Genomic DNA, 24,844 nt, shown 5'->3' on the forward strand with positions numbered 1-24,844 from the left:
GAGCCACGGGAGGGCGCGGATGATCCGGATCCAGGTGACCAACAACGACGACAAGCCCCGGACCTGGAACGTCGAACCCTATGGCGACGAAGTCGTGCTCAGCGTCGACGACGTGCTCTCGATCGAGTACGCGCACCCCGCTGACGTGGGCTTCGTGGTGACTCTCTACCCCGACTCCGAGGTCGTCTGGGCGACGGCGGACGGGCACCGCGATGGCCAGCTGCCCGACGACCTCAAGCTCAATGGGGTCACCCTATGGCCGGGTTTCGGCGGCACCGGCTCGCCGGCCTGAGGTCCTTCTTCCGCGTTCGTCACCCCGCTTTTCCCTCGTTTTCTCCGTCGATTCGCGTGCACGGAACGAAGTCATTTACGGCGCGTCGGGTTCCTTCGTGCGGGGTGTTCCGCACCATCTCCTACCCGGAGTGATCCCTCCGTTACCTGCCGGGTGAACTCGTTGCTCCGGTGGGTCGAACATCACATCAGGTCCCCCTATTTCCCGCTCCCTGGACGGGTAATCGGAGTAACGTCGCTGGTAGGTGCACTGGGAAGGGGGCGAAGGTGGACACGACGGTCGCGCATGTTCTGGCCGATGTCACCGTGGCGGTGCACATCCTCGCCCTGCTCTTCATCGGCTTCGGCGGCTTCCTCGCGTGGCGGTGGCCGAAGGTCGTTTTCGTGCACATTTTCTTCGCGGTGTGGGGCGTGCTGGTCAATGTCACGCCGATTCCGTGCCCGCTCACCGCGCTGGAGGATTTCTTCCGGCATCAGCAGGGCCTCGGCGACCTGCCCGGCGGGTTCAACGCGTACTACCTCTACGGCACGGTGATCCCGCGCTCGCTGCTGCCGGTGGTGGTCGTGGTGGCCCTGGCAGTGCTGGTGATCTCGTACCTGGGCGCCTACCTGAGGTGGCGCCACCGCCACGACGACAGTCCGGCGCACGGCGTCAGCCTCGGCTGAGCGAGAATCGTCCTTCGTGACGACGGAACAACCCGAAGCGGGCCCCACCGAGTGGGTGAACCGCGAGGAGGTAGGCGTAGGCCCCTGGCCAGGCACCTGGCCGGACGACCCGCGCTACGACCCCGAACTCCTGGCCAACGGCGACCGCCGCAACGTGGTCGACGCCTACCGCTACTGGCGCCGCGAAGCAATCGTGTCCGATGTGGACACCCGACGACACCCGTTCCACGTCGCGATCGAGAACTTCCAGCACGACCACAACATCGGCACGGTCGTCCGCACCGCGAACGCCTTCGCCGCCGCGGAAGTGCACATAGTGGGCCGCCGCCGCTGGAACCGCCGAGGCGCGATGGTGACGGACCGCTACCAGCACCTCCGCCACCACGAGAACGTCGCGACGCTGCTGGAATTCGCCACCGCAGAGGGCTTGACGGTGGTAGCGGTGGACAACACGCCCGGCGCAGAGCCGGTGGAAACCGCCGAACTGCCCCGGAAGTGCCTGCTGCTGTTCGGCCAGGAAGGCCCTGGTCTGTCCGAAGCCGCACAGACGGACTCGGCGAAAGTGGTCTCCATCGCCCAGTTCGGCACCACAAGGTCTATCAATGCGGGAGTTGCGGCCGGAATCGTGATGCACGCATGGATCCGACAGCATGCGGACCTCTCCAAGGCCTGGTGACTCCCGGCGGTCTGCCACCGATGGGGTGCTTCGTGAGTGGCTGCGCCGGTTAGAACCGGGGCCGCTCACGAGAACCCAGGCCTAGCGCCGATCGCGCGGTTCAGACGGGAGGCGCGTAGAGAGGCAAGTTCTCCGCAGCGCAGGCAGAATCAGGTCATGACTGCCGACTCGTCCGACCCCGCCAATCCCGCTGCACGCGGCGATGCGCCCGGCCCTGCCGCATCGCCCTCGGACGACTCCGCGGCGGCCGAGCGCCCTGCGGCGGCCGAGAGCACCGCAGCGAGCGAGCATCCCGCCTCAGCCGCGCGTGCCGCAGCACTCGACCGCGCCGCCTCAGCCGAACAGGCGGTCTGCGCCCGCCACCTCCGCCGCCTGTGGGCCCTCCCCGGCACCGTCCTCGGTCGCAGTGGATGGCCGCCCACCATGAGCCAGCGGTTGCACTGGCACTGGAACTACTGGTGGCAGGCCCATCTCCTCGACAGTCTCGTCGACGCGCAGCTCCGTCAGCCCACCGGCGAACGCGCGTGGCTGATCGACCGCTTCATCGCGACGGTGCATCGGCGCAATTTCGGTTCCTGGGTCAACGACTACTACGACGACATAGCCTGGCTAGGGCTCGCGCTGCAGCGAGTGCGTCAACTCCAACTATCCACAGTGGACGAACCGATCGAGGCGATCAGCAAACGGCTGCACGAAGGCTGGACAGAAGACCTTGGCGGGGGAATTTGGTGGCGGCGCGGCGACTCCTTCAAGAATACCCCCGCGAACGGGCCTGCCGCTATCTTTCACGCTCGGACGGGTGATCAAGAACGCGCCGGTGCCATGACGCAATGGCTCACCGACACCCTCGTAGACCCGGAGACCGGCTTGGTCTGGGACGGGATCCGGGCGGACACCGGCGAAGTGGTCAAGCATATTTTCTCGTACTGCCAAGGGGTTTACCTCGGCGCATGCCTGGAGCAGTCCCGCTGGGAAGACGCGGCACGCACGATCCGTGCGGTGGAGAAACACCTGGCACCACAAGGGATTCTCCCGGGATCAGACGGAGGCGACGGCGGGCTCTTCTCGGCGATCGCCGCCCGTTACCTCGCGCTCGCGGCCAACAAGGCCAACAAACTTCCTAGGCCGGAAGCCGAAGCAGCGAAAAGGCTGGTCCAAACCTCAGCGGAAGCGTGCTGGAACGGTGCGGCACAAGAGAAAACCGGACCGTTGTTCAGTGCGTACTGGGACAAGCCAGCACCGAACCCGCCGGGCAAGGCGGAGCGGGATCTGTCTGTCCAAATTGGAGGGTGGATGCTGCTGGAGGCCGCGGCAACCCTGTGAAACTCAGCAGCCGCACGAAGCGCGGTGCAAGAACCGCGGCGCGAGGCGGACGGACTCCGGTCGGCGCTCCGGCTCGCGGCAGCGTGCCAGCAGCAACTGCACTGCCCGGCGGCCGATTTCCGAGATGGGTTGTGCCATCGTCGTCACGCCGGGGGAAACCGTGCGCGCCCAGTCCATGTCGCCGTATCCGACGACCGCCAGTTCCGATCCGATCCGGATGCCGCGGCGGTGTGCTTCCCACTGCACGCCGATCAGCATCGCTTCACCAGCGACCACCAAGGCAGTCGGCGAGGGCCAGCCGTCCAGGAGTTTGGCGGCAGCTCGGGCCGCGCCGCCTGCGGTGGATTGGCCGGACGCCACCAGTTCCGGGTTGTAGCGCAGCCCGGCGCGGCCAAGGCCGAGGCGGTAACCGAGGGCGCGTTCTTCGCTGACGGTGGTGCCTTCGGTGCCGGTGATCAACGCGATCCGCCGGTGCCGTCGTGCGGCCAGGTGCTCGACCAGCGCGGACATGGCCTGGAAGTTCTCCGAACCGACCTGGTCGACGTCGTTGCGGCCGGCGATCCGGTCGACCAGGACCGTCGGCACCCCAGTCCGCACAAGACCGTTCACGACCGCCTCGTCACCGGGCGCGGGCACCAGAAGGACGCCATCGATCCGGTCCGCCTGCAGCGCGCGCAGCACTTCGGCTTCCGCGCGCGGACAGTCGCTGGTGTCGGCCAGCAGCAGGTCGCAACCCGCCCGCGCGGCAGCGCCGCGGATAGCACGCAGCAGCTGGTCGTGGTACGGGCTGGCGTGCCTCCCCAATGCCACCCCGAACCGATGGGTGACCGGCAGGTCCCAGTGGGGGACCTCCGGCGCCAGAACGGTCATCTCACATGGCCCTCGTCGTCGTTACCTACCCAACAGTAGCCACAGTCGGGCCGCACCAGAGAGGGTCCGAGACGATCGGGTCCCGAGAATCACTGAGGTGAGTGAACGGCCGTGTGCCTGGTTACGCGGGGCAGTCACGACGCGCACCCGCACGAAGCCCGGTGCCGCAAGGTCGGCGGCAACCGCACAGTCTCGGCCGGTCGCCCGGGATCCGCCAGTCGAGCGAGCAGCAACTGCACCGCCCGGCGGCCGATTTCGTCGATCGGCTGGGCCATCGTCGTCAGCGGCGGGTCCACGAGATCGGCCCATTCGACGTCGTCGTACACCACCACCGGCAGGTCCTGGCCGATCCGCAAACCCCGTCGCCGCGCCTCGTGCAGGACGCCGACCATCATGCTGTCGTTCGCCACCACCAGCGCGGTCGGCGGATCCGGCAGCGCCAGCAGCGTGCTCAACGCCAAGCCGCCGCCGTCGCGGGAGGACTGTCCGCACGCCACCAGGTCAGGAGACCAGCTCAAGCCCGACCGGCCGAGGCCGAGCCGGTAGCCCAGCACGCGTTCGTCGCTCGTCGTCAGCCCGGGCGCGCCGGAGATCATCCCGATCCGGCGGTGGCCCAGCGACGCCAGATGCGCGGTCAGCGCCGACGTCGCCTGGATGTTCTCCGCGCCGACCTGGTCGATGTCGGTCCGGGTGGTGAGCCGGTCCATCAGCACGGTCGGCACGTCCAGCGACACCAGTTCGCCCAGCACCGACCCGTCGCCGGGCGCGGGCGTGATCAGCAGCCCGTCGACCCGTCGCGACCGCAGCGCGCGCACCACGTCCCGTTCGGTGCCCGCGGTGTCGTGCGTGTCCGCCAGCAGCACGGTGTATCCGTTTGCCGACGCTTCTCGCTCGATCGCGTGCATCAGCGCCGCGAAGTACGGGTTCGCGACCAGCGAGATCGCCATCCCGATCGACCGCGTGCCCCCGGTGACCAGCGAGCGCGCGATCGCGTCGCCGGTGTACCCGGTGGTCTCGATCGCGCGCAGCACCGCGGCTTTCGTCTCCTCGGCCACCGCCCGCGTGCCGTTGACGACGTGCGAGACCGTCGTGATCGACACACCCGCCATTTCGGCGATGTCGCGCTGGGTCGGGCGGGCGGAGCGGGGTCGCGGCATGTCTGTCCTTCATCAAGAGAGCGAAACCAGGAGCGTTGGCAAGCGTTTGCGCAAACGCTTGCGTCATGGCATGAGTCTGTCTACCTTCCCGTCCATCGGCAAGCTCGCACCTCGATTCGGAGGGCATCTCCATGAGACACCGGAGTCTCACCGCACTCGCCTTGGCGGCCGCTGTCGCGGTCTCCACCGCCGGGTGCACCGTCGAACGCCACTGGGGCGGCAGCTCCAAAACCGGCGGCAGCGGCAAGGCCAAGGTCGGCCTCGTCACGAAGACCGACACCAACCCGTACTTCGTCGAACTGCGCAGCGCCGCGGCCGCCGCGGCGAAGGCCAACGGCGCTGACTTCAGCGCGCTCGCCGGGCAGTTCGACGGCGACAACGACGGTCAGGTGCGCGCCATCGAGAACCTGATGCAGCAGGGCGTGAACACCATCCTGATCACGCCGAGCTCGTCCACCGGCGTGCTCAAGGCCATCAAGGACGCCCGCGACGCCGGCATCCTCGTGATCGCCCTCGACACCGCCACCGAACCGCCGGACGCGGTCGACGCCACCTTCGCCACCGACAACTTCGCGGCGGGCGAGCAGCAGGGCGCGTACGTCAAGGCGGCGTTGAAGGGCGCGGACCCGAAGCTCCTGATGGTCGACGGCACCGCGGGCAGTTCGGTCGACACCCAGCGGCACGGCGGGTTCCTCAAGGGCATCGGGCTCAAGGACGGCGCGCCGGAGATCAAGGGCCACACCAACGCCAACGGCGACCAGAGCCTCGCCCAGCAGGGCATGGAGAACCTCCTCCAGCGCACCACCGACCTCAACGCGGTGTACACGATGAACGAGCCGATGGGCCGCGGCGCGTACGCGGCTCTCAAAGCGCGCGGCCTCACCAACCAGCTCACCGTCGGTTCCATCGACGGCGGCTGCGAGGGCGTGCAGAACGTCAAGAACGGCCAGTTCGCCGTCACCGTGATGCAGTTCCCGCGGAAGATGGCCGAACAGGGCGTGCTCGCGGCGGTCGAGTACGCGAAGACCGGCAAGAAGCCGAGCGGGTTCGTCAACACCGGCTCGACCGCGATCACCGACCACCCGATGCCGGGGGTGCCGAGCAAGGACACCGCCTGGGGTCTGCAGAACTGCTGGGGAGGCGGGAAATGACGACCGCGACGGTCAACAACCGCGAGCGCGAGACGCTCGGCGAGTTCTTCCTGCGCGCCCCCGCGGTCGGTCCCGCGCTGGCGCTGGTCGTGGCGGTCCTGGTGTTTTCGTTTGCCACGGACACCTTTTTCGACCTGGACAATCTGTCCACAGTGGTCCAGCAGTCGCTGGTGGTCGGCACGCTCGCGCTCGGCCAGACGCTGATCATCCTGATCGCGGGCATCGACCTTTCCAACGCGTCGTCGATGGTCGTGGCGACGCTGGTGATGGCGAAACTGGCCGCGGTCACGAACGTTTTCTTCGCTCTGCTTGCCGGAGTCGCGCTGACCGTCGTGGTCGGCCTGTTCATCGGCACCCTGGCGACGCGGATCAAGCTGCCCGCCTTCATCATCACGCTCGGCACGTTCACCGGCCTGACCGCGGTCGCGAAGCTGATCGCGGGCGGCCAGGCGGTTCCGGTGTCCGACGGGCTCCTCACCTGGCTCGGCACGAAGCGGTACCTCTTCGGCGGCATCCCGATCACCTACGGCATGACGCTCGCGCTGCTCATGTTCCTCGCCGTCTGGTACGCGCTCACGAAAACCGCGTGGGGCAAGCACGTTTACGCCGTCGGCAACGCGCCGGAGTCCGCGCGGCTGTCCGGGATCAAGGTCAACCGCACCGTGCTGTCGGTCTACCTCGTCGCCGGGCTGTGCTTCGGCATCGCCGCGTGGCAGGCGCTCGGCCGCACGCCGAACGCCGACCCGAACCAGTTCCAGCTCGGCAACCTCGACTCGATCACCGCGGTGGTGCTGGGCGGCACGAGCCTGTTCGGCGGACGCGGTTCGGTGCTGGGCACGCTGTTCGGCGCGCTGGTCGTCGCCGTGCTGCGTTCGGGGCTGACGCAGATGGGCGTGGACGGCAACTACCAGGACCTGGCGACCGGCGCGTTGCTGATCGCCGCGGTGGTCGTGGACCGGATCGCACGGAGGCAGCAGCAGTCATGACTTCCTCGAACGAGCAGCAGCCGACCCTTTCCGCGCGCGGCCTGGTGAAACGCTACGGCCGGGTCACCGCCATCGACGGCGCCGATTTCGACCTCTACCCCGGCGAAGTGCTCGCCGTCGTCGGCGACAACGGGGCCGGGAAATCCAGTCTCATCAAGGCATTGTCCGGTGCGGTGGTGCCGGACGCCGGTGAGATCAAAGTGGACGGCAAGACGGTCCACTTCAAGTCCCCATTGGACGCGAGGCACTACGGAATCGAGACGGTGTACCAGGATCTGGCGGTCGCGCCGGCGCTGGACATCGCGTCGAACATGTTCCTGGGCCGGGAAAAGCGGCTGAAGGGACCGTTCGGCATCGGGTTGCGCAAGCTCGACAGCGCGACCATGCGCACCGAGGCGCAGCGGATCCTGGACGACCTCGGCATCAAGGTCAAATCCATTACCCAGCTGGTGGAAACGCTGTCCGGCGGGCAGCGGCAAGGCGTCGCGGTGGCGCGCGCGGCGGCGTTCGGCACCAAAGCGGTGATCATGGACGAGCCGACGGCCGCGCTGGGCGTCGCGGAATCCGCGAAGGTGCTGGAACTGATCGGCCGGATCCGCGACCGCGGCCTGCCGGTGGTGCTGATCAGCCACAACATGCCGCACGTCTTCGAAATCGCCGACCGCATCCACGTGCACCGGCTCGGCAAGCGCGTCGCCGTGGTGACGCCGAAGACGCACAGCATGAACCAGGTGGTCGGCCTCCTCACCGGTGCGTTGAAGCTCGACGACAACGGCGAAGTCGTCGAGGTCGCGTCCACCACGCACGCCGGGTTGACCTGACGTGCGAGTGCTGCTGGCGGGGTTGTGCACCGTCGATGTCGTACAGCGGGTCGCGGAATTCCCGGAGCCGAGCGAGAAAGTGCAGTCGCTGCAGGTGGATGTCGCGGCCGGTGGGCCGGCGACCAACGCCGCGGTGACCGTCGCGGCGCTCGGGGCCGAAGCGACTCTCGTGACGGCTCTCGGTGCGCACCCGCTGGCCGCGCTCGCCCGGGCTGACCTCGAAGCCTGCGGCGTCGACCTAGTCGACCTCGCTCCGGAACGCGCGCAGGCACCGGCGGTCAGCGCGGTCGTGGTGCGGGACGGCGACGGCGAACGCACCGTCGTCTCCCGCAACGCCGCCTCCGACGAGCCACTGGAACTGCCTGACCTCGCCCAGATTTTCGAGCGCGTAGACGCCGTCCTCGTCGACGGGCATCATCCCGAGCTAGCGCTTGCTGTCGCCAAGGAAGCCCGCGCCCGCGAAGTGCCGGTCGTCCTCGACGCGGGCAGCTGGAAACCAGTACTGGACCAGTTGCTGCCACTGGTTCACGTGGCAGCCTGTTCCGCGCGGTTCCGTGCTCCCGCACCGAGTTTGGCCGAACGCGGAGTGTCAGTGACGATCACGACGGCGGGCCCGGAGCCGGTCGCCTGGAGCACTACGGAAGACTCTGGGCAGGTCCCCGTGCCGCTCGTCGAAGCGCGGGACACCCTGGGGGCCGGAGACGTGTGGCACGGTGCGCTCGCGTACGCGGTCGCGACGCGGGAAGGCGCGGTCGCCGACTGGATCGGATACGCGAACGCGGTGGCAGCGGAACGGGTCCGGCATGCCGGTCCGCGTTCGTGGACGGGGCCGGTCGGGGAACTGGCGAAGAGCAGAGAAGAGGGAGTGCGATGACGGCGTTCGAGGATCTGCTGGCGCGGGCCGAGAAGCTGGCCAAACCGCGGGAACGGCACGTGCTCGGCATCATCGGCGCGCCCGCCTCCGGAAAAACCACGCTGGCCTGGGCGATCGCCAACGCGCTCGGTTCGCGGGCCGCGGTCGTCGGGATGGACGGCTTCCACCTGGCCCAGGTCGAACTGCAGCGGCTCGGACGCACCGACCGCAAGGGCGCGCCGGACACCTTCGACGCGGCCGGCTACGTGCACTTGATTCGCCGGCTCGCCGAGGGCCGCGAGACGGTGTACGCGCCGGAGTTCCGCCGCGAGATCGAGGAGCCGATCGCCGGCGCCGTCCCGGTCGCTCCCGAGGTGCAGCTGGTCATCACCGAGGGCAACTACCTGCTGCTTCCGGACGACCCGTGGAGCGGCGTGCGGCAGTACCTCACCGAGGCGTGGTTCCTCGCGCCGGACGAGCCGGAGCGGATCGAGCGGCTGGTGTCCCGGCACCGGCGCTACGGCCGTTCGCTGGTCGAGGCCCGGCAGCGCGCGCTCGGTTCCGACCAGCGCAACGCGGACCTGATCGCGAACACCCGCGACCGCGCCGACCTGGTGCTCGAGAACCTGCCGCTGACGAATTTCGCCCTCTGAGCAGGGTGATGTTCGACGATCCGGCGACGACGGATCCCTACGCCGGCGCGGTCACCTGGGACCGGGCCGGCGAAGCCCGGATCGCCGTGCTGTACCCGCCGTATGTCCCGCTCGTGCGCACGCACCTGACCGGGCTGCGGACGCTGGTCGACCGGCGGTTGTCCGAACCCGCTGGTCAGGGGCCGGATCCGAGGCTGGCGCTGCTGGTCGAGCGGATGCGCGAGACCACCAGCGAACCGCAGCTCGAACCGCAGGTGCTCAGCGAGGTCCGGACCCGGCTGGACTGGGCGTTGTCGGTGCTGCCGGAACACGGCGGTGTCCTCGAGTTGCACACCCCGATGCACCAGTGGTGGTGGGGACGCGCGCTGCTCGACGTGTGCACGGCCATCACCGCGCTGCTGGGAGCATGGCTGCGGGGTGAAGCGGTCGACGGGCAGCACTGTCCGGACGACGCGACGTGGTGGATGTGGATGGCGCAGATGCGGTGGCTCGACGCCCAGTTCGTGGAGCCGCTCAAGCCTCGTTCGTAAGGAGTGACCCGTGGGGGTTTTGGTCGTCACTGGCGGCAGCCGGGGCATCGGCGCGGCGATCTGCGAACTGGCCGCGACCCGCGGTTACGACGTGGTGGTCAACTTCTCCGGCGACCCGGCCCCGGCCGAGGAGGTCGCCGAACGGGTGCGGTCCCACGGTGCGCAAGCGCTTGCGCACCGCGCCGATGTGTCCGACGAACAGCAGGTCAGCGACCTTTTTTCGGCGGCGGCCGAGTTGGGCCCGCTCGTCGGCTTGGTGAACAACGCGGGCGTCACCGGCAACACGCCCGGCAGGCTGGACGAGCAGAGCGTCGAGACCGTCCGCCGGGTGCTGGACATCAACGTCACCGGCGTTTTCCTGTGCTGCCGCGAGGCGGTGCGACGGCTGTCGACGCGCTACGGCGGGTCCGGCGGAGCGATCGTGAACGTCTCGTCCACGGCGTCGCGGAACGGGTCGGCGGGCGAATGGGTGCACTACGCGGCGTCCAAAGCGGCGGTCAACACGCTCACCCTCGGCCTCGCACGAGAGGTCGCCGACGAGGGAATCCGGGTCAACGTCGTGTCGCCCGGCCTGGTCGAGACCGGATTGCACGCCGCCGCGGGAATGCCGGACCGGGTCGAACGGCTCAGTCCGGTCATCCCGCTCGGGCGCGCCGGCCAGCCGGAAGAGATCGCCGCGGCCGTGCTGTGGCTGCTGTCCCCGGAGGCGTCCTTCGCCGTCGGCGCGGTGCTCGAGGTCGGCGGCGGCCGCTGATCCATCTCGGACAGTGAGACGCCCGGCGACGGGCAGATCACGATTGACCCCGGAACTCGGTGAACTCGCCCGTAGCGGTTGTCCCGGTGTGCGAGTCTGGAACGAGGGGTTGAAAGGACGGCCGCGAAAGTCATGCCCAAGCTCACGTCTGTGCACCATCTGGCGCTCACCGTGACCGATGTGGACCGAAGTGTTCCCTGGTACGTCCGGGTGCTCGACCTCGAGGAAAGCCATCGGCGCGAAGACCCGGAAACCGGGGTGCGCAAAGTAGTTCTGCGTTCGGCAGGAGACGGATTCTCCGTGGTGCTTGTCCAGCATCCGGACACCGAACGGCCCGCGTTCGACGAAAGACGCACTGGTCTGGACCACGTCGCGTTCTCGGTGTCGTCCCGGGCCGAGGTCGCCGAATGGGAGGACCGCCTGCGCGAATACGGCGTTTCCTACCTGCCCGCGACGGAATCGCAGACCTTCGCGGGTTCCGCGGTGATCGTGTTCCGCGATCCGGACGGCATCCAGCTGGAAGTCTGGTCCGACCCGGCCTGAAAAATCAGGCGTGCGCGTCGTCGGGTTCGTCGACCGGACGCCGCATTTCCTGGCGGTAGCGCAGCACGCCGTACGCGGTGCCGAACACGAAGAACGCGATGCTCACCCACAGCGCCGCGGTCTTGACCCACGGGATGGCGTCGAGCAGACCTGCGCCGTAGTAGCCGAGCAGCACCAGCGTCGGCACCCACAGCAGGCCGCCGACGGTGGTGGCGAGCAGGAACCGCCGCGAATCCATCCGCGCGGCGCCCGCGATGAGCGGGGCCAGCGTGCGGATCCACGGGATCCACCGTGCCGCGACGATCGCGAAGAAACCCTTGCGGTCCAGGAAAGCTTGCGCGCGTTCGAGGTTGTGCCGGTTGAGCATCCGCCCGCCGCGCCGGGCGATCAGCGTGGTGCCCGCGCCGCGGCCGATGTAGTAGCCGATCTGGTTGCCGACCACGGCGGTGAGCAACGCGGCCGCGGACAGCAGCCACGCGTTGAGGTCCGAGCCGTGCTGGGCGAGCACCACGCCCGCGCCGAACAGCAGCGAATCGCCGGGCAGGAACAGCCCGATGATGAGCGCGCATTCGATGAGCACGAACGACAGCACGATGACCCAGACGAGCACCGGGCCGGCGGTGTCCAGCCAGCTCAGGCCGATTCCCGCGGCGTGCGCGGGCTGGGCGGCGTCGAGGTTCACGCGAAGAGCCTACGTGGCTGGGACCGGCTGCAGTACGCAACCATCGAATCCTCCGCATTCGGTGACTTTGGGTATTCCTGGGGTAACCAGACTGTTCACCCTTTTCGCCCAGGACAACGAACAGGCCGCCCGGAACAGTTCCCGGGCGGCCTGTCGCGGTTTTCTCTAGAACTGCGGCAGGGACTCGCCCTGCACCGCCTCGATGTCCAGCTCCACCTTGACGGTCGTGCCGATCGCGGCCACGCCCGCCCGCACCATCGCGCTGTAGTTGATCGCGAAATCGTTGCGGTGCAATTGCGTTTCGGCGTGGAACGCGGCACGCACGCCGCCCCACGGGTCCGGGCCGTGCCCGGTGTAGCGCAGGTCGAGCGTGACGTCGCGGCGTTCGCCGTGCAGCGTCAGCACGCCGCGCAACGCCCAGTTGTCCGTGCCGAGCTGGGAAAGCCCGGTGCTTTCGAACGTGATGAGCGGATACGCGTCGACGTCGAGGAATTCGGCCGAACGCAGGTGGTCGTCCCGCATCTTGATGCCGCTTTCGATGCTGCCCGCCTTGATCTCGGCGCGCACGCTCGAGCGCTCGACCGGCCGGGCGACCTCGATCCGCCCCGCCACGTCCGGGAACCGCACCTTGATGCTCGCGATGCCCATGTGCCGCGCGGTGGCGACCACCGACGAGTGCATCGGGTCGATCGTCCACGGACCCTCCGGCGGCAGCTCGACCGCGCCGGAAACCGGCACGAGCGCGATGTCGCCGAGCAGCCCGGCCCCGTCGGAGCCGATCTGCACGGTACGGGCCAGCGGCGTGTACCCCGGCGCGGTGATCACGGCGGTGTAGACGCCAGGGGGCAGCGGGTCGGTGACCACCGCCCCCTTCGCGTCCGTGACCTGCCGCGCGACCTGTCGCCCGTTCAAGTCGGTGACCGTGAGCACCGCGTTCTCGACCGGCCATCCGCCGTTCGAGCGCAGCTGTGCGCGCAGGCCCCCGCTCATGACCGGTCGACCAGCTCGTCGAGCGCCTGGTCGTAGCTCAGCCGCACGTCGTGCTGGGCCTCGCCGTCGTCCAGCGTCACCTGGCTGGTGGCGGGCGGGTATCCGCTCGCCACGACCGTGTAGGAGCCGATCGGCAGGTCGCTGACCACGTAGCGGCCCTCGCTGTCGGTGCGGGCCACCGCCGCGACGTTGCCGTTCGCGTCGAGCACGGTGATCCGCGCGTCCGGCACGATCCGGTCGCCCTCGGTGCGCGCGACGCCCTGGAGCAGCACCGCGCCGGCGAGTTCGACGTCGTGGCGCAGCACGCCGCTGTCCGGCACCGTCAGCGTGACCGCGACCGGGCGGTAGTGCGGGCCGCTCGCGACCAGCGTGTACTGCCCGGCGCCGACGCCGCTGAAGGTGTAGACGCCGTCCTCGGCGGTGATGAACGCGCCGTTGACCTCGCCGCGCGAGTCGGTCAGCGTGACCGTCGCGTTCGCCAGCGGGGTCGCGGTGCCGATCGAACGGACCACGCCGGTCAGCTCGCCGGAACCGGTGAGCGTGACGTCCAGGTTCGCCGGGTGCCCGCCGACCACCACGCTGGAGGCCTGCGGCTGGTGCCCGGGAGCGGACACGATCAGCACGTACGTTCCCGGACCCTGGGTCGGGATCGAGTAACTGCCGTCGCCGTTGCCGGTCGCCCGGGCCACCTGACGGCCCTGCTGGTCGATCAGGGTCAGCGCGGCCGCGCTCACGTGGCTGCCGTCCTGGCGGCGCACGTGGCCGGTGACCGGGACGCCGCCCGAGCCGGTGGCCGTGCCGAATTCCGCGTCGGCCACCGAGTTGGTGATCGGCATCGGACGGGCGTCAGCCACCGCCTGCGCGTCGCCGTGGCCGTTGGTCAGGGCGTGCCTGCCGCCGGCTCCGACGAGCACCGGCTCCTTCGGGGCCTCCTCGAACAGCGAACCCGCCGTCTTCAGCTCAGCGGTTTCTTCCTGGGCCGGGACCGGCTCGTCGAGGTCTTCCAGCAGCGCTTCGCCGCCTTCGACCGCGGCCGCCGCCGGGTTCATGCCCGCCAACGGGATCTCCTTCATGAACAGCAGCACCAGCGTGGCCAGCAGCGCGACGCCGCCGGCGACCCAGAACACCGTGGTGATGGACTCGGTGAAGCCGATCAGGATCGGCGTGCGCACCGCTTCCGGCAGCGTCTGGATGACGCTCGTGTTGCTCGACAGGTCGCCGAGGTTGGCGCCCCCGCCCGGAGGCAGGTGGCCGCCGAACGCCTTGGTGATGTTGCCCGGCAGCACGTTGAACAGAATCGTCAGGAACACCGCGACCCCCGCGGTACCGCCGATCTGCCGGAAGAACGTCGCCGACGCGGTCGACACGCCCATGTCCTTGCGCGGGCCCGCGTTCTGCACCGCGATGATCAGCGTCTGCATGCACTGGCCGAGGCCGAGGCCGATGATCAGCGCGGCGACCAGCGGGTGCCAGATCGGGGTGTCGTACTTGACCATGGCGAAGAAGAACGCGCCCGCCGCGATCAGGATCGTGCCGACGACCGGGAAGATCTTGTAGCGCCCGGTCTTCGAGGTGATCTTGCCGGAGATGATCGAACTGGACATGATGCCGACCATCAGCGGCAGCATCAGCAGACCCGATTCGGTCGGCGTGTAGCCCTGCACGACCTGCAGGTACTGCGGGATCATCGTGATCGCGCCGAACATCGCCACGCCGACGATCACGCCGCCGATGATGGCCACGGTGAAGGTCGAGTTCTTGAACAGCCGCAACGGGATCAGCGCGGCGTCCTTCATCAGCTTCTCGACGACGATGAACAACACGATGCCGACGCCGCCGATGATGTACATCCAGATCGACTTCTGGTCGCCCCAGCCCCACTTCTGGCCCTGTTCGGCGACGATCAGGAACGGCACCACGGCGATGACCATGGTCAGCGCGCCCCACCAGTCGATCTTGTGGTCGTGGCGGTTGTGCGGGACGTTCAGCACCTTCGCGACGACGAACAGCGCGACGATGCCGATCGGCACGTTGATCAGGAAGACCCAGCGCCAGCCGTGCAGGCCGCCGAGGGTGTCGAAGCCGGCGAAGAAGCCGCCGAGCACCGGGCCGAGCACGGTCGAAGTGCCGAACACGGCGAGGAAGTAGCCCTGGTAGCGAGCGCGTTCCCGCGGCGGGACCACGTCGCCGATGATCGTCATGGCCAGCGACATCAGACCGCCGGCGCCGAGACCCTGCACCGCGCGGAACGCGGCCAGTTCGTACATCGAGGTCGAGAACGACGCGGCGGCCGAACCGGCGACGAAGATCGCGATCGCGGCGAGGTAGAACGGCTTGCGGCCGTAGATGTCGGAAAGCTTGCCGTAGATCGGCGTCGCGATCGTCGACGTGATCAGGTACGCCGTGGTCGCCCACGCCTGCAGGTCGAAGCCGTGCAGGTCGTTGGCGATCCGGACGATCGAGGTGCCCACGATCGTCTGGTCGAGCGCGGCGAGGAACATGCCGCACATCAGGCCGCTGATGATCGTGACGATTTGGCGGTGGGTCAGCCGCAGACCGCCGTCGCTGTCTTCAGCGGGCGCTCCCCCTCGCGACTGAGGTTGTTTTTCAACAGTGGACGTCATGCGTTCGAGGCCCCCTTGGCCTGTGCCGTCGCCGCGGTGTCGGACAGCGACGGATTGTTCTTTTCGATACCTGTGTTGAGCCGCGCGAGAAGCTCGTTGAGCGTCTCGCGCTCCTCCTGGCTCCAGTCGCCGAGTACGTCGGCGAGCCACCGGGCGCGGTGCTTGCGGTTTTCGTCGAAGACGCGAAGGCCTTCGGCGGTCGGGGCGAGCAAGCAGGCGCGGCCGTCCTCGGGGTCGGCCTGCCGTTCGACGAGTCCGTGCTGCACGAGCGAGCTGGACTGCCTGCTGATCGTGGAGATCTCGGAGTGCAGGAACTCGGCCAGCTTGCTGGTGCGTTGCGGGCCTTCGTGGACGAGGCAGAAGAGGATCGCGTACGCGGCCCTCTCGATCCCGTCCGGCCCGTGTTTGGCGACCTGGGACTTCGCCTTGGTGATCAAGCGCATGAACCGGACCAGCTCGTGCCCGAGCTGGTCGGCAAGGTCGAGGTCGGCCTCTGGCCTGACGGCGGAGTTCTGAGGTGCCATGTGGGTCTTCCTTGGGGTGGAGCAAACCATTGGTTGGCGACTGCAACTAGTTGCCTTAAGCAAGAGTGTGCCCGTACGGCGTATTTCGCAAGCGGCCGGCCCATGGTTGTGTCACAAGACACTTTAGTTGCCGCATGCAAGCAGATTTCAACCGGAGGGGTATCGTCCGGTTTCTCCCGGTATGCGGACGCCGCTGGTCACTAGGGGTTTGAGGGCGGGAACAGATCCTTCTCGCCGGGGTTTCATAGGGGTATGACTGACGACACAGCGCTCTACGACCTCATCGCGGCGGGTAAGCACGGCGTCCTGGCGACCCTGAAACGAGACGGCCGCCCGCAGCTGTCGACGGTGTCGCATTACTTCGACCGCGACGCCCGCCAGCTGCAGGTGTCGATCACGGACACGCGCGCGAAGACGAAGAACATGCGCCGGGATCCGCGGGTGAGCTACCACGTGGCGTCGTCGAACGGCTGGTCATACGCGGTGGCGGAGGGGCGGGCGGTGCTGTCCCCGGTCGCTTCGGCTCCGGACGACGAGGCGGTGGAGGCGTTGATCGCGCTGTACCGCAAGGTGGCGGGCGAGCATCCGGACTGGGACGAGTACCGAGCGGCGATGGTGGCGGATCGGCGGCTGGTGCTGACGGTGGAGATCGAGCGGGTTTACGGGCTGGCTCGCTGAGGTGGTCGTCCGTGAGTGACGCCTGGAGGGAGTTCTCCTCGCTGGCTTGAAGTCAGGTGCCTGGCGGTCCCCGCGGCTCAGCCCTTCCGTCGTCCCGCGGCGACCGTCGCCTGGACCGGCGCCCCGGCCTCGATCCGGTCCGCGATGTCCTCGATTTGCTCCAGCAGGCTGTCGGTCACCTCTTCGCCCAGTGCCGCGCGCATGTAGAGGCCCTCGCCGACCAGCATCACCAGCTCCGCCGTCACCGGGTCCTCGACGTGCTCCAGCATCAGCTCGCGGGTGCGCTCGGTGCAGCGCCGCGACACCTCCGCCGCGATCGGGTCGTTGAGGACAAGGCGGAGCGCGGCCATCGTCGTGCGGTGCAGCGCCAGGTCGCGCGTGACGTCGGTGATCGACGAGCGCAGGTAGTGCCGCACCACGCCTTCCGGGGCGCTCCGCGCGCGTTCGAGGTCCTCGTCGGTGAGCCGCTCCAGGCGTTCGAGCAGGCCGTCGCGCAGGGCGTCCTTCGAACCGAAGTGGTAGAGCAGCCCGCCCTTGGACACCCCGGCGTGCGCCGCGACGGCGTCGAGCGTGATCTCGGCCGGGCCGCGGTCGGCGAGGATGACCTCGTACGAACCGAGGATGCGTTCTCGTGCTGAAGGTTTAGCCATCACCTTGACTATACCGTCCAGACGGTTTACCTTCTACCTCAGGAACGAAACTGTACCGTCTGGACGGTACAAGGAAGGAAGAGTGCGCCATGGTGCGGCGCGGAGGCCAGTGGTGGGCTTTGGCGGTTCTGGTGCTGCCGGTCCTGTTGATCAGCGTGGACACGACAGTCCTGGGGTTCGCCCTGCCCTATCTCAGCGAGGATCTCGCGCCCACGGGTGCGGAGCAGCTGTGGATCGTCGACGTCTACTCGTTCGTCCTGGCCGGACTGCTAGTTTTCATGGGCACGCTGGGCGACCGGATCGGCAGGAGGCGGCTGCTGCTCATCGGCGGTGCCGCGTTCGGTGCGGCCTCGGTGCTGGCGGCGTTCGCCACGTCGCCGCTGATGCTGATCGTCGCGCGGGCGCTGCTGGGCGTCGGCGGTGCGACACTGATGCCCTCCACGCTGTCGCTTATCCGCAGCATCTTCACCGAGGACCGCACGCGGCGCACCGCGGTCGCGATCTGGAGCGCGGCGTTCTCCGGCGGGATGGCGGTCGGCCCGGTGGTCGGCGGCTGGCTGCTCGAGCACTTCTGGTGGGGTTCGGTCTTCCTGATCAACGTGCCGGTGATGGTGCTGCTGCTCGTCGCGGGCCCGTTGCTGCTGCCGGAGTTCCGCGATCCGAACCCGGGCCGCTTCGACCCGTGGTCGGCGCTGCTGTCGCTCGGCACGATGCTGCCGGTCGTCTACGGCGTGAAGATCGCCGCGACGGAAGGGATCAGCTGGTCGGCCGGTGCCGCGATGGTGCTCGGACTCGCGCTGGGCGCGGCGTTCGTGCGCCGGCAGCGACGGCTTGACCAGCCGATGCTGGACCTCGGCCTGTTCGCCAACCGCAAGTTCGCCGGATCGGTGATCACGAACCTGCTGGGCGTGTTCGCCCTGGTCGGGCTGCTGTTCCTGCTGCCGCAGTACCTGCAGCTGGTGCTCGGCCTGAAGCCACTGACCGCGGCACTGTGGATGCTGCCCGCCACGGTCGCCGGCGTCGTCGGCGCCCTGGCAGCCGCCTGGCTCGCCCGCCGAGTCCGGGTGCCGGTCCTGGTCAGCCTGGGCCTGCTCCTCGGCGCGGCCGGCTTCCTGGTCCTGACCACCATCGGAGCCGACGCCGGACTGGCCGCAGTAGTAGTGGCGTTCGTCCTGGTCGGCGGCGGGGTGGCCCTCTCGGAGACTCTGACGAACGACCTCGTGATCTCCGCCGCCCCGGTCAACCGCGCCGGCGCCGCGTCGGCGATCTCGGAAACGGGCTACGAACTGGGCGGCGCCCTCGGCACCGCCCTGCTGGGCAGCCTCGCCACGGCGGTCTACCAGTCCGGCCTGCCCGCCACCGCCCCCGCAGCAGCCCACGACACCCTCGGCGGCGCGGTAGCCACCGCACACTCCCTGCCCGCCGCCGAGGGCGCGGAGCTGCTGACCACCGCCCGCGAATCCTTCGTGACGGCACTGCACACGAGTGCGTGGGTGGGCGCCGCGATCCTCGTGTACACGGCACTGCAGGCGTACTTCCTGCTGGGCCGTCGGCGAAACCGCCCGCAGGACACCAAGCGGGAGGAGCCCGCGATGTGCGCATGATTCGGTGCCTGTCAGGCAGGCGAACACCACCCGCCTGCCTGACGGGCAGCGCAGTTCCGGTTGCCGGGTAAGGGAAATGCTTCAGACCGGACGGCTGTCCGCCGACGCGGGTACCGCCCCGGCCGAAGAGGCGCTAGGGCCTCCGGAGCGGGCGGACGCCTGGCACTACTCGGATCCCGCCGGTTCAGCTCGGTGAAGCGCTTGCCGTGCAAGGCTCTTGCGGATGCTCCGCTGGGTCGGCGTTCGTCCCTGCGGTCGCTGTCCGAGTCCTCGGGATGGCCGCGTTCGGCGTTCCCGCTGACGAGGACGGCAGTCGTTTGTCCGGTGCGGATCGGTCCGGCGTCCGCGCGCGAGAGTTAGCGGGAGCCCTCCGTTCGGGCCAGTGAAGTGCTTGCTGTGCAAGGTTCTTCCGGATGCTCCGCTGGGTCGGCGTTCGTCCCTGCGGTCGCTGTCCGAGTCCTCGGGATGGCCGCGTTCGGCGTTCCCGCTGACGAGGACGGCAGTCGTTTGTCCGGTGCGGATCGGTCCGGCGTCCGCGCGCGAGAGTTAGCGGGAGCCCTCCGTTCGGGCCAGTGAAGTGCTTGCTGTGCAAGGTTCTTCCGGATGCTCCGCTGGGTCGGCGTTCGTCCCTGCGGTCGCTGTCCGAGTCCTCGGGATGGCCGCGTTCGGCGTTCCCGCTGACGAGGACGGCAGTCGTTTGTCCGGTGCGGATCGGTCCGGCGTCCGCGCGCGAGAGTTAGCGGGAGCCCTCCGTTCGGGCCAGTGAAGTGCTTGCTGTGCAAGGTTCTTCCGGATGCTCCGCTGGGTCGGCGTTCGTCCCTGCGGTCGCTGTCCGAGTCCTCGGGATGGCCGCGTTCGGCGTTCCCGTTGGTGAGGGCGGCAGTCGTTTGTCCGGCGCGGACCCGTTCTGTGCCAAGGCGTGCGGGAGTCGGCCGTTCGGGTCAGTGAAGTGCTTGCTGTGCAAGGTTCTTCCGGATGCTCCGCTGGGTCGGCGTTCGTCCCCGCGGTCGTTCTCCGAGTCCTCGGGATGGCCGCGTTCGACGTTCCCGTTGGTGAGGGCGGCAGTCGTTTGTCCGGCGCGGACCCGTTCTGTGCCAAGGCGTGCGGGAGTCGGCCGTTCGGGTCAGTGAAGTGCTTGCTGTGCAAGGTTCTTCCGGATGCTCCGCTGGGTCGGCGTTCGTCCCCGCGGTCGTTCTCCGAGTCCTCGGGATGGCCGCGTTCGACGTCGCCTCTTCGGCGCGGACCCGTCCCGCGCTAATGCGCGCGGGAGTGGGCAGGCATCGTCCGTGCAGCCCAGCGAAGCACTCGTCGAAGCTTCTTTCAGCGCTGCCACCAAAACTCCACCGATTCGGCGTCCGGGCTCCCAGGCAAGAGGCGCCGGAAGCGTGCCGTCACCCCAGCGAAGCGCTCGCCGCCCGCAACTCCTCCAATGCAGCCACCAAAAACTCCGCCGGATCAGCATCCCTGCGATCGCTCTCCGACCACGCGAAGTACCCCCGCTTAAAAGCCAACACCCCCAACTCACTAGCGAGCGCGGCAGTCGCCTCGGGTAGGCCTCGGGAGGTCAGGGCGGCAGTCATCGCCGCGGCTAGGCCGACGCTCTTCAGTGCGTCCCGTTCCTGGAGTTCCGTGCTGGCCGCGACCGCGGCCTTCAACCGAGGGGCGAGTTCCCGGTTCATCGGGCCCATGGCCGTCGCGGCGCGGCGCAGGCCTTCCGCTACTGCTTCCAGGGGGCTGGCGTCGGCGGGGGCATCGGCGATTCCCTCCGCGAGCAGCTTGCTCAGCGTTTCCTGTCCGGCCACCAACAACTCCCGTTTGTCCGGGAAATGCCGGAAGAACGTGCTCTTCGTGACACCGGCGCGCTCAGCGATCTGCGCGACCGTCGTGGCGTCGTAGCCCTGTTCGGCGAACAGGTCGACGGCCGCTACGACCAGCCGTTCGCGTGCTCCGGGTTCCCATCGGGCCATGACGCCATCCTATGTGACGAGACCTTTGTCCCGTCACTCTGGTAGCGTCTGACGGGACAAGAGTCCCATCACTCTGAGGGAGAAATCCATGCGCGTGTTCGTCACCGGAGCGACCGGGTTGGTCGGCTCCGCGGTCGTCGCCGAACTGCTGGGCAGCGGGCATTCCGTCGTCGCGCTCGCTCGGTCCGACGACTCTGCCGCGGCGGCTGAGAAGGCGGGTGCTGAGCCGGTGCGGGGTGCGCTGGCTGATCTGGACGTCATTCGCGAGGCTGCGGCCAAAGCGGACGGGGTGATTCACCTCGCCTTCGCCAATGCGTTCAACAGCGCCGAAGCCCTCGCGCACGCGGTCGCCGAGGAAACGGCGGCGCTCAAGGCACAGGCTGAGGTGCTCGTCGGAAGCGATCGGCCGTTGGTCACGGTTTCCGGGACGCCGTATGTGCCGGGGCGCGCGTCGACCGAGTCCGATCCGCTGTCGACTGACGGGCCCGTCGGCGGGAGGGGGCGCACGGTCACCGAGGTGCTGGGGTTCGCGGATCGTGGGGTCCGGACGTCCGCGATCCGGCTGCCGCGCACCGTGCACAACGACGGGAAGGGCGGGTTCGCCGGTCTGTTGACCACCATCGCCCGGCAAACGGGAGTCTCCGGTTATCCGGGCGACGGCACGCAGCGGTGGCCGGCGGTGCACGCGCTCGACGCGGCGGTTCTTTTCCGGCTCGCGTTGGAGAAGGCTGAACCGGGAACGGCCTGGCACGCGGTCGCCGACGAAGGGGTTGCGGTCGCTGGCATCGCGGAAGTGATCGGACGGCGGCTGGGGCTTCCGGTCGAATCGGTCCCGGAGGAAACGTACGGCACGCTCGGTCCGCTGTTCGCGATCGATCAGCCAGCGTCCAGCACGCACACGCAGCAGGCACTTGGCTGGGTTCCGACGCATCCCGGTCTGCTGGCGGACCTGGAGAACATCCGGAGCTGATTTGCGGTTCCGGCAAAGAACCTTGTCGTTCAGCGCGGTCAGCGGAATCGTGAACGGCGGAGGTGGCAACGAAAATGGTTCCGTCCGGGGAGACCGCGCAGTTCTGGGAAGACCTCTACCGCAGCCGTGAGCAGGTGTTCAGCGGCGAGCCCAACGGGGTGCTCGTCACCGAGGTCGAGGGGTTGCCGCCGGGGCAGGCGTTGGATGTCGGGTGCGGCGAGGGGGCTGATGCGCGGTGGCTGGCCGCGCGCGGATGGCAGGTGACGGCGCTCGACATCTCGCGCACCGCGTTGCAACGGGCGGCCGCGGCTAACGCCGGGATCGCTTGGGTGTGTTCGGATCTGGCCGCGAGTCCGGTTCCGGCGAGGGCGTTCGACCTGGTCAGCGTCCAGTATTTCCCGCTTCGCCAGGACGACGGGGTGCTGCGGAAACTGCTCGACGCCGTCGCGCCCGGCGGGACTTTCCTTTTCGCCAGTCACGATCCGCGCGACCTGTCGCCCGAGCACGCCGGTTACTGCCAGCCGGACGACATCGCGCGGGCTCTCGGGGACGAGTGGACCGTCCTCGTCAACGAGAGCCGGCCGCGGGTAAAACCCGCTCCGCCGGGCACCGCGCACACCCGTGACACCGTGCTCCGCGCGCAGCGGACCAGCTAATATCGGAATTAATATTCCGCACTGCGGAGATCCCGGTTTACCATGCGGAGATGAGCAACGACGCCCTCCTCCAGCGGCTTCGGGACGACCTCGGCCCGGCCGCGGTGCTCACCGACGCTGACGTCACCGACGCCTACGCGCGCGACATGATGCCGCTCGCTCCCTCGGGAAAACCGTTGGCGGTAGTGCTTCCGGCGGATACCGCGGGAGTGCAGGCGACGGTCCGTGCCTGTGCCGAAGCGAGAGTCCCCATCGTGCCGCGCGGGGCGGGCAGCGGGCTTTCCGGCGCGGCTAACGCCATCGACGGCTGTGTCGTGCTTTCGCTGGTGAAACTGAACGAGATCGTCGAGGTCGACGCGGGCAACCGGCTCGCCGTCGTGCAGCCGGGCGTCGTTAACCTCGACTTCCGGTCCGCTGTCGAGAAGCACGGCCTGTTCTATCCGCCCGACCCGTCCAGCTACGACTGGTGCACCATCGGCGGCAACCTCTCCACCAACGCCGGCGGCCTCTGCTGCGTGAAGTACGGCGTGACCACCGATTCGGTGCTCGGCCTCGAGGTGGTGCTCGCGGACGGATCGCTGCTGAAAACCGGCCGCCGCACGGTCAAGGGCGTCGCGGGCTACGACCTCACCAAGCTGTTCATCGGCAGCGAAGGCACGCTCGGCGTCATCACCCAGGCGACCGTCTCGCTGCGGCCGCTTCCGCAGGCCCCGGCCACTTTTGTCGCCGGGTTCAACACCACCGAGGCGGCCGGCGAAGCGGTCGCGCGGGCGGTGCGCGAGGGGCTGGTGCCGTCGCTGCTGGAGATCATGGACGCGGCGTCGATCAAGGCGTCCGAGACCTACCTCAACACCGACCTCGGCGCGGGCTCGGACTGTCAGGCCCTGCTGCTCGGCCAGTCCGACGCGGGCGGCGAGGCGGCTCGCCGCGAACTGGCCCTGCTCGAGCAGATCTGCACCGACTGCGGCGCGGACCTGGTCTACGCCACGGACGACCTCGAAGAGGGCAAGATGCTGCTGCAGGCCCGTCGCGTCGTGCTGACCGCGCTGGAGACCTACGGCGTCTGGCTCACCGACGACGTCAGCGTGCCCCGCACCCGGATCGCCGAGCTGATCCGCGGCTGCGAACGGATCAGCGAAAAAGTCGGGCTCAAGATCGCCGTCGTCGGCCACGCCGGGGACGGGAACATGCACCCGACCATCGTGTACGCGCCCGATTCCGAGGACGAATTCGCGCGCGCCCAGCAGGCGTTCGACGAGATCCTCGAAGTCGGCCTGTCGCTCGGCGGCACGGTGACCGGCGAACACGGCGTCGGCAAGATCAAGCGCGAATGGCTCGCTCGCGAAATCGGCCCGGTCGGGATCCGCGTGCACCGGCAGATCAAGCAGGCCCTCGACCCGGAAAACCTCTTCAACCCGGGCTCGATGTTCTCGATGACCGACTGAACCCCGAAACAGCGAAGCGGCGTCCGGGAAAGTCCGGACGCCGCTTCGTCGTAAAACCAGGAATCAGTCGCGCACGCGCGGGATCTGCTGCGTGACGTCGGCCGAACCGTCGGCCGGACGGGCCTTCTTCTCGCGGCGGCTCTTCAGGTACTCGATGGCGATCGGCACCACCGACACCAGCACGATGAGGACGAAGATCGCGTCGACGTTGTCCCGGATGAAGCCGATGTTGCCCAGCAGCGACCCCAGCACGGTGATGCCCGCGGCCCACAGGATGCCGCCGATGACCGTGTACGTGAAGTAGCGCTTCGGGTCCATCCGGCCGATGCCGGCGATCCAGGTGATGAACGTCCGCACGAACGGCACGAACCGGGCCAGCACGACGGCCTTCGGACCGTGCTTCTCCAGGAAGGTGTGCGTCTTGTCGACGTACTCCTGCTTGAAGAACTTCGAGTCCGGCCTGCTGAACAGCTTCGGCCCGACGAAGTAGCCGAGGTAGTACCCGACGACGTTGCCCAGCAGCGCGGCGACCGTGACCAGCACGCACACCAGCCACAGCGGAGCCTTCAGCGTGCCGTTGGCGATGAACAGGCCCGCGGTGAAGAGCAGCGAGTCGCCGGGAAGGACCGGGAAGATGCTGCTCTCGATGAAGATGATCAAGCACAGCACGGCGATCACGGGGGCCGTCAGCCCGTTCAGCAGATGCTGCGGGTCCAGCCACGACGGCAGCAGGGACATGGTGGTCACTGTGTTCTGGGCGAGAATCACACCGAAAACGGT

26 protein-coding genes are annotated in these 24,844 nt (G+C 68.6%); 17 read left to right on the top strand and 9 right to left on the bottom strand.

Features of this window, described 5'->3' with window-relative positions; genetic code table 11:
- Positions 1–19 precede the first annotated feature (19 nt).
- From EIZ45_RS08450 to EIZ45_RS08465, 4 genes are all read left to right on the top strand, one after another.
- Complete coding sequence (locus tag EIZ45_RS08450; RefSeq protein ID WP_134664347.1) at positions 20–292, top strand: hypothetical protein; 273 nt, start codon at positions 20–22, stop codon at positions 290–292.
- A 266-nt stretch (positions 293–558) separates the two neighbouring features.
- Complete coding sequence (locus tag EIZ45_RS08455) at positions 559–957, top strand: DUF2784 domain-containing protein (RefSeq protein WP_037808862.1); 399 nt, start codon at positions 559–561, stop codon at positions 955–957.
- Positions 958–973: 16 nt separating this feature from the next.
- A complete protein-coding gene (locus EIZ45_RS08460; protein WP_037808860.1) occupies positions 974–1,633 on the top strand; it encodes an RNA methyltransferase in 660 nt (219 codons plus the stop codon).
- A gap of 156 nt (positions 1,634–1,789) precedes the next feature.
- Positions 1,790–2,956 (top strand): glycoside hydrolase family 76 protein, encoded by a 1,167-nt coding sequence (locus tag EIZ45_RS08465; protein WP_134664349.1) that lies wholly within the window; start codon positions 1,790–1,792, stop codon positions 2,954–2,956.
- A gap of 3 nt (positions 2,957–2,959) precedes the next feature.
- Here the strand turns inward: EIZ45_RS08465 and EIZ45_RS08470 are convergent, their stop codons facing one another.
- A complete protein-coding gene (locus EIZ45_RS08470; protein WP_037808857.1) occupies positions 2,960–3,826 on the bottom strand; it encodes a LacI family DNA-binding transcriptional regulator in 867 nt (288 codons plus the stop codon).
- A gap of 134 nt (positions 3,827–3,960) precedes the next feature.
- Complete coding sequence (locus tag EIZ45_RS08475) at positions 3,961–4,983, bottom strand: LacI family DNA-binding transcriptional regulator (protein ID WP_037808855.1); 1,023 nt, start codon at positions 4,981–4,983, stop codon at positions 3,961–3,963.
- A 131-nt stretch (positions 4,984–5,114) separates the two neighbouring features.
- Here EIZ45_RS08475 and EIZ45_RS08480 point away from each other — a divergent pair, with 131 nt between their 5' ends.
- From EIZ45_RS08480 to EIZ45_RS08515, 8 genes are all read left to right on the top strand, one after another.
- On the top strand, positions 5,115–6,134 hold the full coding sequence (locus tag EIZ45_RS08480) for a substrate-binding domain-containing protein (RefSeq protein WP_037808854.1): 1,020 nt from the start codon (positions 5,115–5,117) through the stop codon (positions 6,132–6,134).
- A complete protein-coding gene (locus EIZ45_RS08485) occupies positions 6,131–7,120 on the top strand; it encodes an ABC transporter permease (protein ID WP_009084957.1) in 990 nt (329 codons plus the stop codon). Before EIZ45_RS08480 ends, EIZ45_RS08485 begins: the two co-directional genes overlap by 4 nt.
- Positions 7,117–7,941 (top strand): ATP-binding cassette domain-containing protein, encoded by an 825-nt coding sequence (locus EIZ45_RS08490; protein ID WP_037808853.1) that lies wholly within the window; start codon positions 7,117–7,119, stop codon positions 7,939–7,941. Before EIZ45_RS08485 ends, EIZ45_RS08490 begins: the two co-directional genes overlap by 4 nt.
- A gap of 7 nt (positions 7,942–7,948) precedes the next feature.
- A complete protein-coding gene (locus EIZ45_RS08495; protein WP_134664423.1) occupies positions 7,949–8,815 on the top strand; it encodes a PfkB family carbohydrate kinase in 867 nt (288 codons plus the stop codon).
- Complete coding sequence (locus EIZ45_RS08500) at positions 8,812–9,447, top strand: nucleoside/nucleotide kinase family protein (RefSeq protein WP_009084950.1); 636 nt, start codon at positions 8,812–8,814, stop codon at positions 9,445–9,447. The genes EIZ45_RS08495 and EIZ45_RS08500 overlap by 4 nt, the downstream gene beginning before the upstream one ends.
- Positions 9,448–9,455: 8 nt before the next feature.
- Positions 9,456–9,977, top strand: coding sequence for a hypothetical protein (locus EIZ45_RS08505; RefSeq protein ID WP_205670009.1), 522 nt, complete (start codon positions 9,456–9,458; stop codon positions 9,975–9,977).
- A 10-nt stretch (positions 9,978–9,987) separates the two neighbouring features.
- Positions 9,988–10,731, top strand: coding sequence for an SDR family oxidoreductase (locus tag EIZ45_RS08510; protein WP_134664353.1), 744 nt, complete (start codon positions 9,988–9,990; stop codon positions 10,729–10,731).
- 132 nt (positions 10,732–10,863) lie between these two features.
- Complete coding sequence (locus EIZ45_RS08515) at positions 10,864–11,274, top strand: VOC family protein (RefSeq protein WP_043834805.1); 411 nt, start codon at positions 10,864–10,866, stop codon at positions 11,272–11,274.
- Positions 11,275–11,278: 4 nt separating this feature from the next.
- Here the strand turns inward: EIZ45_RS08515 and EIZ45_RS08520 are convergent, their stop codons facing one another.
- The 4 genes from EIZ45_RS08520 to EIZ45_RS08535 all read right to left on the bottom strand — a co-directional run bounded on the left by EIZ45_RS08520 (position 11,279) and on the right by EIZ45_RS08535 (position 16,094).
- The gene (locus EIZ45_RS08520) at positions 11,279–11,956 is read right to left on the bottom strand and encodes a DedA family protein (RefSeq protein ID WP_037808846.1); all 678 of its coding nucleotides are present in this window, start codon (positions 11,954–11,956) and stop codon (positions 11,279–11,281) included.
- Positions 11,957–12,121: 165 nt separating this feature from the next.
- Positions 12,122–12,946 carry a YceI family protein gene (locus tag EIZ45_RS08525; protein WP_037808843.1) on the bottom strand — a complete coding sequence of 275 codons (825 nt, stop codon included), beginning with the start codon at positions 12,944–12,946 and terminating at the stop codon, positions 12,122–12,124.
- Positions 12,943–15,570 (bottom strand): MFS transporter, encoded by a 2,628-nt coding sequence (locus tag EIZ45_RS08530; protein WP_205670010.1) that lies wholly within the window; start codon positions 15,568–15,570, stop codon positions 12,943–12,945. Before EIZ45_RS08530 ends, EIZ45_RS08525 begins: the two co-directional genes overlap by 4 nt.
- Entirely contained in the window at positions 15,567–16,094 is a 528-nt protein-coding gene (locus tag EIZ45_RS08535) for a MarR family winged helix-turn-helix transcriptional regulator (RefSeq protein WP_037808841.1), read from the bottom strand. Before EIZ45_RS08535 ends, EIZ45_RS08530 begins: the two co-directional genes overlap by 4 nt.
- A gap of 252 nt (positions 16,095–16,346) precedes the next feature.
- Between EIZ45_RS08535 and EIZ45_RS08540 the strand changes: the two genes are divergently transcribed.
- Positions 16,347–16,772 carry a PPOX class F420-dependent oxidoreductase gene (locus EIZ45_RS08540; protein WP_134664355.1) on the top strand — a complete coding sequence of 142 codons (426 nt, stop codon included), beginning with the start codon at positions 16,347–16,349 and terminating at the stop codon, positions 16,770–16,772.
- 77 nt (positions 16,773–16,849) lie between these two features.
- Here the strand turns inward: EIZ45_RS08540 and EIZ45_RS08545 are convergent, their stop codons facing one another.
- Complete coding sequence (locus EIZ45_RS08545) at positions 16,850–17,422, bottom strand: TetR/AcrR family transcriptional regulator (RefSeq protein WP_037808838.1); 573 nt, start codon at positions 17,420–17,422, stop codon at positions 16,850–16,852.
- An 89-nt stretch (positions 17,423–17,511) separates the two neighbouring features.
- Between EIZ45_RS08545 and EIZ45_RS08550 the strand changes: the two genes are divergently transcribed.
- Positions 17,512–19,026: an MFS transporter gene (locus tag EIZ45_RS08550; RefSeq protein WP_134664357.1), complete on the top strand. Its 1,515-nt coding sequence runs from the start codon at positions 17,512–17,514 to the stop codon at positions 19,024–19,026.
- 1,391 nt (positions 19,027–20,417) lie between these two features.
- Here the strand turns inward: EIZ45_RS08550 and EIZ45_RS08555 are convergent.
- Complete coding sequence (locus EIZ45_RS08555) at positions 20,418–20,993, bottom strand: TetR/AcrR family transcriptional regulator (RefSeq protein WP_134664359.1); 576 nt, start codon at positions 20,991–20,993, stop codon at positions 20,418–20,420.
- An 88-nt stretch (positions 20,994–21,081) separates the two neighbouring features.
- Here EIZ45_RS08555 and EIZ45_RS08560 point away from each other — a divergent pair, with 88 nt between their 5' ends.
- The 3 genes from EIZ45_RS08560 to EIZ45_RS08570 all read left to right on the top strand — a co-directional run bounded on the left by EIZ45_RS08560 (position 21,082) and on the right by EIZ45_RS08570 (position 24,064).
- Positions 21,082–21,963: an SDR family oxidoreductase gene (locus EIZ45_RS08560; protein WP_134664361.1), complete on the top strand. Its 882-nt coding sequence runs from the start codon at positions 21,082–21,084 to the stop codon at positions 21,961–21,963.
- A 74-nt stretch (positions 21,964–22,037) separates the two neighbouring features.
- A complete protein-coding gene (locus EIZ45_RS08565; RefSeq protein ID WP_037808830.1) occupies positions 22,038–22,619 on the top strand; it encodes a bifunctional 2-polyprenyl-6-hydroxyphenol methylase/3-demethylubiquinol 3-O-methyltransferase UbiG in 582 nt (193 codons plus the stop codon).
- Between the two features lie 50 nt (positions 22,620–22,669).
- Complete coding sequence (locus EIZ45_RS08570) at positions 22,670–24,064, top strand: FAD-binding oxidoreductase (protein WP_134664363.1); 1,395 nt, start codon at positions 22,670–22,672, stop codon at positions 24,062–24,064.
- Positions 24,065–24,127: 63 nt separating this feature from the next.
- On the opposite strand, the gene EIZ45_RS08575 is transcribed toward EIZ45_RS08570, so the two are convergent.
- Entirely contained in the window at positions 24,128–24,832 is a 705-nt protein-coding gene (locus EIZ45_RS08575; RefSeq protein ID WP_037808826.1) for a DedA family protein, read from the bottom strand.
- Positions 24,833–24,844: the final 12 nt, after the last annotated feature.

The sequence above is a fragment of the Amycolatopsis sp. CFH S0740 genome, assembly GCF_004522315.1.
In the GTDB taxonomy this organism is placed as follows: Bacteria; Actinomycetota; Actinomycetes; order Mycobacteriales; family Pseudonocardiaceae; genus Amycolatopsis; species Amycolatopsis nivea.

Bases quoted from the DNA above. Each gene is read 5' to 3' on its own strand.
- EIZ45_RS08450 (WP_134664347.1), top strand. From the start codon at position 20: ATGATCCGGATCCAGGTGACCAACAACGACGACAAGCCCCGGACCTGG.
- EIZ45_RS08465 (WP_134664349.1), top strand. From the start codon at position 1,790: ATGACTGCCGACTCGTCCGACCCCGCCAATCCCGCTGCACGCGGCGAT.
- EIZ45_RS08470 (WP_037808857.1), bottom strand. From the start codon at position 3,826: ATGACCGTTCTGGCGCCGGAGGTCCCCCACTGGGACCTGCCGGTCACC.
- EIZ45_RS08475 (WP_037808855.1), bottom strand. From the start codon at position 4,983: ATGCCGCGACCCCGCTCCGCCCGCCCGACCCAGCGCGACATCGCCGAA.
- EIZ45_RS08480 (WP_037808854.1), top strand. From the start codon at position 5,115: ATGAGACACCGGAGTCTCACCGCACTCGCCTTGGCGGCCGCTGTCGCG.
- EIZ45_RS08485 (WP_009084957.1), top strand. From the start codon at position 6,131: ATGACGACCGCGACGGTCAACAACCGCGAGCGCGAGACGCTCGGCGAG.
- EIZ45_RS08490 (WP_037808853.1), top strand. From the start codon at position 7,117: ATGACTTCCTCGAACGAGCAGCAGCCGACCCTTTCCGCGCGCGGCCTG.
- EIZ45_RS08500 (WP_009084950.1), top strand. From the start codon at position 8,812: ATGACGGCGTTCGAGGATCTGCTGGCGCGGGCCGAGAAGCTGGCCAAA.
- EIZ45_RS08505 (WP_205670009.1), top strand. From the start codon at position 9,456: ATGTTCGACGATCCGGCGACGACGGATCCCTACGCCGGCGCGGTCACC.
- EIZ45_RS08515 (WP_043834805.1), top strand. From the start codon at position 10,864: ATGCCCAAGCTCACGTCTGTGCACCATCTGGCGCTCACCGTGACCGAT.
- EIZ45_RS08525 (WP_037808843.1), bottom strand. From the start codon at position 12,946: ATGAGCGGGGGCCTGCGCGCACAGCTGCGCTCGAACGGCGGATGGCCG.
- EIZ45_RS08530 (WP_205670010.1), bottom strand. From the start codon at position 15,570: ATGACGTCCACTGTTGAAAAACAACCTCAGTCGCGAGGGGGAGCGCCC.
- EIZ45_RS08535 (WP_037808841.1), bottom strand. From the start codon at position 16,094: ATGGCACCTCAGAACTCCGCCGTCAGGCCAGAGGCCGACCTCGACCTT.
- EIZ45_RS08540 (WP_134664355.1), top strand. From the start codon at position 16,347: ATGACTGACGACACAGCGCTCTACGACCTCATCGCGGCGGGTAAGCAC.
- EIZ45_RS08545 (WP_037808838.1), bottom strand. From the start codon at position 17,422: ATGGCTAAACCTTCAGCACGAGAACGCATCCTCGGTTCGTACGAGGTC.
- EIZ45_RS08550 (WP_134664357.1), top strand. From the start codon at position 17,512: ATGGTGCGGCGCGGAGGCCAGTGGTGGGCTTTGGCGGTTCTGGTGCTG.
- EIZ45_RS08555 (WP_134664359.1), bottom strand. From the start codon at position 20,993: ATGGCCCGATGGGAACCCGGAGCACGCGAACGGCTGGTCGTAGCGGCC.
- EIZ45_RS08560 (WP_134664361.1), top strand. From the start codon at position 21,082: ATGCGCGTGTTCGTCACCGGAGCGACCGGGTTGGTCGGCTCCGCGGTC.
- EIZ45_RS08565 (WP_037808830.1), top strand. From the start codon at position 22,038: ATGGTTCCGTCCGGGGAGACCGCGCAGTTCTGGGAAGACCTCTACCGC.
- EIZ45_RS08570 (WP_134664363.1), top strand. From the start codon at position 22,670: ATGAGCAACGACGCCCTCCTCCAGCGGCTTCGGGACGACCTCGGCCCG.